This window comes from Mesorhizobium sp. M7A.F.Ca.CA.002.04.1.1, from assembly GCF_004022805.1.
GTDB classification, from domain to species: domain Bacteria; phylum Pseudomonadota; class Alphaproteobacteria; order Rhizobiales; family Rhizobiaceae; genus Mesorhizobium; species Mesorhizobium ciceri.
On sequence record NZ_RZPL01001203.1, the window covers coordinates 1 to 773 of the forward strand.

A 773-nucleotide genomic window follows, 5' to 3' on the forward strand; every position below is an offset into this window, starting at 1 on the left:
CGGCTGGCCGCCGAAATGCTGGATGATGGCGTTGAGGATGCCGATCTGCGTCTGGCCCTCGCCCCGATACTCGTAGATGAATTTCCAGATCACGCTGGCGCCGACGAAGGAGATCGCCAGCGGCAGGAAGATCAGGCTCTTGGCGATCGTGCCCCACCAGATCTTGTCCGTAAGCACGGCGATGATCAGCCCGAGGAAGGTGCAGGCGGCCGGCACCACCGCCAGCCAGATGATGTTGTTGAGGATCGAGTTGCGGAACTCGCGGTCGCCGAACGCCCATTCATAGTTCGCCAGGCCGACGAAACTGATGCCGCCGCGATCGAGGAACGACAGCCGCAGCGTCTCGACCACCGGATAGATCAGGTAAATGGTGAGGATGATCATCGCCGGGCCGACGAACAGCCATGGGCGGACCAACCCTTGCCGGCGTAGATTGTCGATGGCCGCGGCACCGGCGACGCCGCGTGACGGGAATATCAGGTCGACCAGTTTGTTGGCGCCCCAGAAATAGGCGACGCAACCGCCGACGCCGACGATGATGACGAATATGGCCGAGAAAATCTGAGCCGCCATGGGTCCCTCTCCCCCTGCGCATGACCCGACAAGGAATGACCTTGGTGACGGGGACCAGGCGCCGATTCAGTTGTTTGGAGCGCGTCATCGGCGGCTTGCGCACATTGCCGATCGCGCTTCATGTCAATGCGCTCATGACGAAAGGCTGCGGCACGGGCCGCCGTCGGATCCGGGCCGGTACGGTCCGAATCCAGTGCGAG

At 62.7% G+C, this 773-nt stretch carries 1 protein-coding gene; it reads right to left on the minus strand.

The genetic code is table 11. From position 1 onward, the window contains the following. On the minus strand, positions 1 to 573 hold a 573-nt coding region (locus ENZ75_RS33310), incomplete at its 3' end, for a sugar ABC transporter permease (protein ID WP_164888247.1). Positions 574 to 773: the final 200 nt, after the last annotated feature.